This is a genomic window from Bartonella sp. MR100HLJHH, assembly GCF_042194215.1.
Classification (GTDB): Bacteria; Pseudomonadota; Alphaproteobacteria; order Rhizobiales; family Rhizobiaceae; genus Bartonella; species Bartonella grahamii.
On the sequence record NZ_JBHIMR010000023.1, the window covers coordinates 1 to 8,180 of the forward strand.

Here is an 8,180-nt window from a genome sequence, read left to right on the forward strand (position 1 = left end):
CATCTGAACATGACACTGCGCTCATGATAAAACGTGAAAATATAAAAATGTACCTAATGGGAAATGTTATAGAATAAGGCGTTCAAACAAAGCATATCATAAATCGGAGCCCTTCTCTTTATGCGATAAGGAGAGTGCGAGGCAAAACAGTAAAAATGCAGCGATAGAGAATATAAAGAATATGAGATATGTTTGATTGAGGGAAAGATATTCCTCTGTCAGCGAATGGATCAAAAAGCCAGCGAATACACCCCCCAAAGCTCCGCCTATTTGCTGTAATATGCGTGTGATAACTGCTGTATCTTTGACGTATAAACTGTTGACATATTGGATAGGGGCGGAAAGGCAGACAATGGTGGTGATGCCAAGCCCTATGCCTCTTAGCAAGAATCCAAGCCCATCCATGCTTATATTATAGCCGAAGCATAATAATCCAAAGCTTGATATCACCAAACCAATTCCTATCATGAAAAAGGGAGATTTTTCTTTCCATTTTTGGTAAATAAATTTCCTTCCGATCCATGCACCCACTCCTTGCAAAGCAAGGACTGCGCCGATGATGAGAAGGCTATTTTCATGGGCTTGTTCCATGGCAACGGCTAGTGGGAAATAAACGAGGAAGCTATAAAAAAGAAATGAAGCAACAAGCCCCATGATCATGAGTAATGTATAGCGCACATTTTGAAATCTGCTAAAGACGATTAATTTGTTTTTTGCTTTCTGATTAGAAACAATGAACAATATGAGAGATATCACCGCTATAAGTGCTAGGATATATACGGAGGTGTTGTTCTTTATATTTCTGGCTTCTGTGAGATAAAAAAATGAAATAAGCGATATGAAAAACGCTAAAAATGCAAATAAGTTAAATTTTGTTTTTGTTGTTTCGTTGCTCTTTAAGTGTTTCGCTCCAATGGTGAGCGCCAATAAAATGAGCGGAATATTGATAAAAAATAACAAACGCCAAGAGACATACTGAGCAAGTGAGGCACCCACCAGCGGACCAAAGGCAGGAGCGAAAACTGTTGGTACGGCTATGGTGCCCATGGCTTGGCGCACTCGTGTCTGTCCAAATTGTAAGGCAATGATGGTTTGGCTAAGGGGCAGCAAAAGACCGGTCCCGAAACCTTGAACGATACGGGCAGATATAATGGTTGGAAAATTATAGCTTAATCCTATCCCCAGTGATCCAAGCATAAAAATGAAGCTTGCAAGAAACCAAGTTCTTTTGATGCCTATTCTTCCTTGCACAAAAGCTGCTATCAACAATCCTGGCACGGTGGCAAGAAAATAGGATGTTACAACCCATTGTATATTATTTTCCTCTACTGAAAGATAAAAAGCAAGGTCTGGAAGGATGACATTAACAATGCTTCCGTCCAGCAAGGGGAGTATGCTGGAAATAATTACGGTATATATGACATACCTTTCTGATTTGGTATAGGAATCCACCTTTTGCATAATTTTGCTCCCTACAGATACTCTTTAAAATATTGGTCCTGCTCTATAAATTACAGGCTTTGAGAATTAATACGCGTTTGTTGATTGCGATATTGGGATGAATGTGATTGGAAGTGCTGATGGTCCCCCCAAAATGTTTCTCTTGTGTACAACCCCTCTTTCTCCAAAATGAAGCTATCAGTTAAGCTGATCTCAATGAGTTTATCGAGGAGTCTATTCGTCGTCAACTCACTTTGCATGTTTGAAAATTTGAGAGAATACTCTGCATGATCAGAAAGGAATAAATGCATTGCGTATTTATTTTTGTATTCGTTCCATTGTTTTTCCATGATAATGTTTTAAGCCTTTAAAGTCTGGACAATTCTGATGTTTGTGGAAGAGCTTTTGGGGGCAAAGTTATGAGAACGTCAATGTTATGATGATTATGGCTGTTTATTCTTGCTATGGATGGCGCTGATGATCTTTTTTCGTAAAAGATACATTATGATAAGCAAAAAGAAAGAGAGAGTTTTGCTTCATATAAGTGGAGAAGGGGGTATTTTTAGGTTTGTCCGAAATTGTCATCTCGATATCGTTGAGTGATGTGCAATCAATCATGGCATGATGGGGGGTGAAGAGGATAATATGCTTTTTCATCAACTTACCTTTTTGCTGAATTTTTGAGTGTGAGGAGAGAGAGGAGGGCGGTACTGAGAGAGGCAATACTCAAGATCTGCCAAACCGATAATCCAAAAAATTCTTGGTTGTAGAAGAGGGAGCCAAGATAACTTCCTGCCATGCCTCCGAAAGCACTGGACAAGCTCATGATTCCAAATGTGCTAGCGATTAAGCGTTCATCTATATTTGTGGCCTCATAATCGAGGCGTATGTAGATCACGATTTCAGCAAAGGAAAAGAGGATGATCGCGAAGAAGAGGTAAAAATAAGAATGCTCAAGAGCGTGGAGGAGGAGGAATGAGATTCCAAACAAAACAAAGGATAATACTTTGGGCGTTTTGGAGTTTTCTTTACATGCCCATTTGGAAACAGACATTTGGAAAAAGATCACGATGAGAGCATTCAAGACAAAAATAAAAGAAGTAGCACTTCCTTCAAAAACCTGATCACTGAATACAGGTATGGTGCTTTCGAGTTGGATATAAAAAAAGGTAAACAAGAATATAAAAAGCGAAACGCCAAGCATGGTCTTGTTGGTGAGCAACTTTCTAAAATCAGAAAAATTTATTTTGTCCAATTTGTTAGTATTAGAGCTTTCTTTTAAGGTGCAGTTCAGAAGAAATAATAAAAAAAAGATCAATCCAACGAAACTAAATAATAAGGAGGGGAGCATTTTAAAAATCAACATTCCAAGCAAGGGACCGATAGAGACCCCTATATTAACAAAGACTGATCTTGTTGCTAAGGCATCCACTTTTTCAGTTCTCGAAACATTTCTTACTAAAAAAGATTTCGCAGCAGGAGTGTATAGACTGCTTCCTAAACCAATGAAGGCGCAAGAGAGGAGGAGGATATAAAAATTATGCGTAAAACCAATGATGAGATAGCCAGGGATTCGTGTTGCTAGACCTAAAAGCATTGTTTTTTTTACATGGACATAATCGGAGAGCAACCCTCCTAAGAGAGAGCCTGCCTTTTTGCACAAAAAAGCTACTCCGATGATGATTCCAACTTCTGTTGTACTGAGAGAGTTAAGTTTATTTAAGTAAATCGCCAAAAAAGGGACAACCATAAATATCCCAATATTGCTCAGTAAAGTTGTTATGAGGATGAGTTTTATGCTTGCCTTGAAAGTGAAGAATTTACGCACCATTTTATTTTGCCACCACAAGATTTACTTTTTTTGCTTAAGAAAGTGCATTTAACAGAGCCGTTTCTGAACTTGTTCCTGAGGTCAATAAAATGTCAGCGCACGCAGATTGCTCTCTCAAATTCAGGGTTTTTCCCTGTAAGGGAATGGGTAGAGAATAGTTTGTTTGCTCCTTGCATGTTGCAAGCGCATTTGCTGAAATTTACCTGTTGTTTTGCATAGACAAGTGCTTGACCGATAAAGGTTTGGGGATCAGTTCTTTTTGAAATAATTTAGGTTCTCTTCCTAGTGCACATTCTAAAAATCCTTTGTAGATATTGGTGTTAAAAGTTTGGCAGAGTGCTTCACCAATTTGCACGCCTCTTAAGCGTGGATTTATTCAACAACTTTAAAGAAGTTCCCTTCAGTGATGATAAATTCCGTATGTGCAAAGCCCCCATGATAGGAAACAGCTGCTAGGATATTTTTAATCCCTTCTTCTATTCCCTGTAATTGTGCAATGTTCTTGTCTAAGGGAAAGTTGTTGCAAGTCTCTTAAAGTCAGGCATGTCTGACATGACCCTGCTTGAGAGGGCGAGAAGCTTTGTTTTCCCTCGATAGCTAATGGTTTTAGCACTGTAGAGTGTGCCTGTAAAGAAGGTCTCAATGAGATTTTTTTTGAGGGAAGTATGGTTTTTTATAAATTCCATGATTGCGGTAAATTCCGTTTTATTTTCTGCAAACTATACGTTTTTTGAGTTTGTTCCCTGTGGGTCTTTCAGAATGACAGGATAGGAGAGCTTGTGTGTGGCTTGGAAAGCCTCACTTTCAATAACAGTTATTTGTCCTTTTGTGAGACCTTTTTCACAGAGGATTTTTCTTAAACAAGCTTTGTCTCTACAGATATTTATCGCATAGGCATTTTGGGTTTTATATCCCAACTGGGCGGAGATGTCGTTGACACTTGTCGCCCACGTGTCTGTAAGATTGAGAATGCCACTAAAGTTTTTTAAATTTTGGCAATAGGTTATCATTTCCGCATGATGAAATGTATCGCGTTCAATAACACTGAGATGCACGCTTTTAATATAATCCAGTTCATAAAAATAGAGATCTTTATTATGGGTGAGGAGGTGTAAGTGAAGTGCGAGCGTTTCTGCTGCCTCTATAAGTCTAGCCAAGTCAAAGGTTGAGGCTTCCACCAGTACAAAATGCATCTCTATCTTCTCTTCATGGGAATTATTTGGTGAAAAAAGCCGCAAAAATCGTTTGTTTATCCCCTTCAAAATGCGATTATGACAAGGACAACTGTGTTGATGGACGTTGAAAAAAATGAAAAAGCGCGTATGGGGGCAATAACAATCAAGCGCAAGAACGCTTGTGGGAAGTTGCAATCTTAGCTTATTTAATTTCCACTAAATCACTATCAGGCACTAGGATATTGAGAAGTTTGAAAAAAGGATTTTATTTGGGGGGGGGTATTTTTTCAGAGCTTGAGGAGCGAACAAATTGAGATTTCCGCATAAAGCAAATATGGAAAAATTGCGCTTTATTGATACCCTCTTTTATCAAATAAGAGGATGAGAGCGATGATAAAAGAGCGCTTCTTTTAAGGGTGTGCAGGTGAATTAATGAACAATAAAACTCTATCCACCCGTGTTCAAATTTTTTCACGATAATGCGTTGCATGGTCTTTTGCCGAAAGAGTACAATCTTGAAGATTCAAGACATTTGTTAAATCGTGAATAGAAGTTAAAGCGCCCATAATATTATAAAAGGTTGGTGTTCTTCCTTTCAGGTGTAAGGTATGTTCGTGGTGTTCCACAGTTATATGATTGATCCTATGCAATATGAACACTCTCACCTGTGATGCGCTCAAGTAATGAAGCATCATCAGGATAAAAAAGGATACTCTTCATTCATTGTTTTTAGGCATCATTTTCAGGATGTGTTTTCGCTTGAATGTGTCCTATAAAATGTAAACATTACTGTTTGTCTAAAAAACATTGGCAATCTTGTAACACTGGAATCCTATTGGACCAGTTTCTTGGGTGGTAAAGCTAAGAGGCTTAATATGCAATTCAGGGATTATGTCTTTTATTTTCAACACAGATTTAAGCTTGAAAGGCTTCTCCAAGAGAAAATAGGTTTTTTGAGAGATTTAATTTTTTTCTCAAGATATGGTAATAAGTTTATCCGCAAAACTTGGTAGGCATATGATGGTATCAATAGAAAATTCTTCGATAGCTGAATTCAAAGTCTCAAGATCAACCATAGAGGCGAATGGATAATATGTTATTTTAAAAAGGTGACAAACTTCATGGGAAAACAAAAATCCGCTCCATAATCCTTTAAGCTGTGAGGCAATTGGCAATAGGGCTTACAGAACAATCTTTAAAGACCGTTTTGAGGTTCTTTGCCGCAGAGTGTGTTACAGCCCCATAATTGAGTGATTTATGGCGAAGTGTTTTGGGTGCTCTTGTTGTGCTACTGGTTTTCAAAAATGATATGTGACATGGAAGCTGCTTATTTTTTAGTTTGTATGAGGCACAGGCAAGAGGCAAAGGCGGAGGCACCAACAATCATGCAAAAGATGAAAGCGATATGACTGTTGAAATAGCTGATGATCCATCCACTTGTCCATGAGCCGGCGGCTTGGCCAATATTTGAAACAACAAGAATATAACTAAAAAGAACACTGGCAGAGAGGGATACGGTTGTTTTCCCTGCTTGATAATATATTTCTGGAACCATGACAGATTCATAGACACTGTAGGCAATTAATGCGGTTACAGCGGTAAAGACCCCACCCATGAGGAAAAATGAGGAGAAACTTCCCATAAAACAGAGCAGATAAAAAGTTGCTTTATCGGAAAGGGTGAGATGTTTATTGATTACTCCCTGCCAGATACAAATGCTGATGCCAACAATTGAAAAGAAAATTCCACTATAAGGGGCGAGATTGCTGTCAAATTTATTGAGAAGTGTTGTGGTGGTGATGAAAATTCCCATGAGAAATGTACAAAGCAAAGCCGTGACCAGCAAATAAGCAATAGAACGATTATGTATTATTGTTTTTAAAGAAAAAAGAAGAGCTTTTTTTGTTTTTTTATCCTTTTCAAGAGATAATGTTTTATGCGGGTAATGATAAACAATTTTGAGAGATAGAACACAAAGATACAAACCAAGGAGTGCAAAAAAAGCCATTAAAAAAGTTGATGCGTTATATTTTATGGCAATCATTGCAACAAGAGGGGCAATAACGACCGCAGCGTTTTGAAAAAACGAATAGAGAGTTAATGCGCGCTTAAGAGCACTTCCCTTGAGATGTTCTGATAAAATTTCTCTCAAAAATGGCTTTGAAATTGCTTTCGAAAAAGCCATTAAGGTAAAAAAGGTCAACCATGCAGAAGGCATGAGCGATAGGATAACGCATACAAAAGCGCTACTCCTTAAAATAAAGGCGGTAGCCATTAAGAGTTTACGAGAAAGTCTTTCTAATAAACTTGTTGTGGTTACCATGAGAATGCTTTCAAGGATTACCGACCCAGAGAGATAAAACGCAACATTGGTAGCAGTTATGAGAGAAGAGTTTCCAATCAGAGGGAGTACAAAGAAAAAGGAAAATTCAGAAAGAAAAACTGTGCTATAGATGAAAAAAGGAATTTTATTTTTGCCCATGGAATTTCCATAGAAGTGTCGTTAAATGATCAAATACATTTTGTTGTATCTGTTGAGGAAGTTTTGTCAGCCCTGTTTCCGCTGTGCACATTTCGTTGAAATAGTCTCTTTATCAATTCATCAGTCAGTCCACTGCAAGAATGTTATTTTTTGTTTGTCTACGATGTTTTTAGAAATATCGAGCATGATCTGGGTTGAGCGACAACACTATGCCCTGATGTTTGCGCAATAATCGGTAAGATCATTGAGACCTTGATCCCATATCTTCTTCTGGTGATTTTGACTGTTTCTAATCCTATTTGATAACCAATTGGCACCCCGCATTCTTGCTTTTCCATTGTATCCTTTATAAAGGGGATGTACTAACCCCTCCATAGATTGTCAACATATGAATGAGATGAATGATTTTATAACCTTTTAATGAAATTATATTTTTTTAGTGGAAGGTTATTCATTCTCTTGAAATATAGAAGAAAAACGATTGAGTTCGCTAACATTTTTCAATTCTCTTTTAGCGCATGCGTTGATATTTTCCTCCATGGCGTTGTAAAAAACCCCTCTCAACAAGAGTGCGTCGTAATCGTGCAATGCATTGATTTATAATGATAATTCACTGTTTTGTATGTTGAATGAGAGTCCCGAATAACGTAAGATTCTCTCATTTCAAATCTGTTTATCTTGAATCAATCAAAACCACTATTTGCACATAACAAGTGGGATGAGCGTGTGGATCAAATTTGTATAAGAAAGGACTAAAAATGGCTCTTATGAACCGTCTTAATGCAAGGGCTGTCGCAACATTGGGGGCTGGCAAATATAATGATGGTGCCGGCTTGTTACTTCATAAGCGTAAAGATGGAGGTGCTCAATGGATTTACCGTTATACCATTCATGGTCGGCGCCGCGAAATGGGCTTGGGTGCCTTGAGAGATGTTTCTTTAAAACAAGCCCGTGAATTAGCAAATCAATGGCGTTCTGTTTTGCATGAGGGGCGTGATCCCATTAAAGAACGTGAGAAACAAAAGCGTGAGGCAATAAGTAATCTCCATTACCTAAAAGACATTGCCTTAGATGCTTTTGAAAGTCGTAAAGCTGAACTCAAGAATGATGGTAAAGATGGAGATTGGTTTTTACCTTTACGCCTTCATATTCTCCCTAAATTAGGTTGTCTGCTGGTTTCTGAGATTACACAAACAGAGATACGCAATGTTCTTGCCCCTATTTGGCATACAAAAGCTGGAACAGCTAATAG

7 protein-coding genes are annotated in these 8,180 nt (G+C 38.1%); 1 reads left to right on the forward strand and 6 read right to left on the reverse strand.

Annotation, left to right across the window (positions count from 1 at the left end; translation table 11 throughout):
- Positions 1–96: 96 nt before the first annotated feature.
- The 6 genes from ACFIJ7_RS08475 to ACFIJ7_RS08500 form a co-directional block, all read right to left on the reverse strand.
- Complete coding sequence (locus ACFIJ7_RS08475) at positions 97–1,461, reverse strand: MFS transporter (RefSeq protein ID WP_375645054.1); 1,365 nt, start codon at positions 1,459–1,461, stop codon at positions 97–99.
- A gap of 640 nt (positions 1,462–2,101) precedes the next feature.
- Positions 2,102–3,271, reverse strand: a complete 1,170-nt coding sequence (locus ACFIJ7_RS08480; protein WP_375645055.1) for an MFS transporter — start codon at positions 3,269–3,271, stop codon at positions 2,102–2,104.
- Between the two features lie 719 nt (positions 3,272–3,990).
- The gene (locus ACFIJ7_RS08485) at positions 3,991–4,464 is read right to left on the reverse strand and encodes a hypothetical protein (RefSeq protein ID WP_375645056.1); all 474 of its coding nucleotides are present in this window, start codon (positions 4,462–4,464) and stop codon (positions 3,991–3,993) included.
- A gap of 443 nt (positions 4,465–4,907) precedes the next feature.
- Positions 4,908–5,072: a hypothetical protein gene (locus ACFIJ7_RS08490; RefSeq protein ID WP_375636691.1), complete on the reverse strand. Its 165-nt coding sequence runs from the start codon at positions 5,070–5,072 to the stop codon at positions 4,908–4,910.
- A 701-nt stretch (positions 5,073–5,773) separates the two neighbouring features.
- Positions 5,774–6,928 carry an MFS transporter gene (locus ACFIJ7_RS08495; RefSeq protein WP_375645057.1) on the reverse strand — a complete coding sequence of 385 codons (1,155 nt, stop codon included), beginning with the start codon at positions 6,926–6,928 and terminating at the stop codon, positions 5,774–5,776.
- Positions 6,929–7,439: 511 nt separating this feature from the next.
- Positions 7,440–7,538, reverse strand: a complete 99-nt coding sequence (locus ACFIJ7_RS08500; protein WP_375645059.1) for a DUF2087 domain-containing protein — start codon at positions 7,536–7,538, stop codon at positions 7,440–7,442.
- Between the two features lie 148 nt (positions 7,539–7,686).
- Here ACFIJ7_RS08500 and ACFIJ7_RS08505 point away from each other — a divergent pair.
- The coding region (locus ACFIJ7_RS08505; protein WP_375645058.1) for an integrase arm-type DNA-binding domain-containing protein at positions 7,687–8,180 on the forward strand (494 nt) is incomplete at its 3' end.